Annotated in this window: 1 rRNA gene; it reads right to left on the reverse strand. The window is 57.1% G+C overall.

Annotation, left to right across the window (positions count from 1 at the left end):
• Positions 1-1,069, reverse strand: a 23S ribosomal RNA gene (locus ACZ6CZ_RS38095); the annotation flags it as partial.

The raw sequence follows: 1,069 nt of genomic DNA on the forward strand, positions 1-1,069 counted from the left end.
TTTAGGGTACGGGCCGCCATGAAACTCGCTAGAGGCTTTTCTCGACAGCATAGGATCATCCACTTCACCACAATCGGCTCGGCATCAGGTCTCAGACTTCAATGCACGACGGATTTGCCTACCGTGCGTCCTACACCCTTACCCCGGGACAACCACCGCCCGGGCTGGACTACCTTCCTGCGTCACCCCATCGCTTACCTACTACAAGTCTGGTTCATCGGCTCCACCACTACCCTCAACTCCGAAGAGATCGGGCCGGCTTCACGGACTTAGCATCGCCTGATTCAGTACTGGGCGTTTCAAAGCGGGTACCGGAATATCAACCGGTTGTCCATCGACTACGCCTGTCGGCCTCGCCTTAGGTCCCGACTTACCCTGGGCAGATCAGCTTGACCCAGGAACCCTTAGTCAATCGGCGCACACGTTTCTCACGTGTGTATCGCTACTCATGCCTGCATTCTCACTCGTGAACCGTCCACAACTCGCTTCCGCGGCTGCTTCACCCGGCACACGACGCTCCCCTACCCATCACAGCGGGCGTTGGCCCTGTTGCTGCAATGACACGACTTCGGCGGTACGCTTGAGCCCCGCTACATTGTCGGCGCGGAATCACTAGACCAGTGAGCTATTACGCACTCTTTCAAGGGTGGCTGCTTCTAAGCCAACCTCCTGGTTGTCTGTGCGACTCCACATCCTTTCCCACTTAGCGTACGCTTAGGGGCCTTAGTCGATGCTCTGGGCTGTTTCCCTCTCGACCATGGAGCTTATCCCCCACAGTCTCACTGCCGCGCTCTCACTTACCGGCATTCGGAGTTTGGCTAAGGTCAGTAACCCGGTAGGGCCCATCGCCTATCCAGTGCTCTACCTCCGGCAAGAAACACACGACGCTGCACCTAAATGCATTTCGGGGAGAACCAGCTATCACGGAGTTTGATTGGCCTTTCACCCCTAACCACAGGTCATCCCCCAGGTTTTCAACCCTGGTGGGTTCGGTCCTCCACGAAGTCTTACCTCCGCTTCAACCTGCCCATGGCTAGATCACTCCGCTTCGGGTCTTGAGCGTGCTACT

It is taken from the genome of Streptomyces sp. NPDC041135, assembly GCF_055592085.1.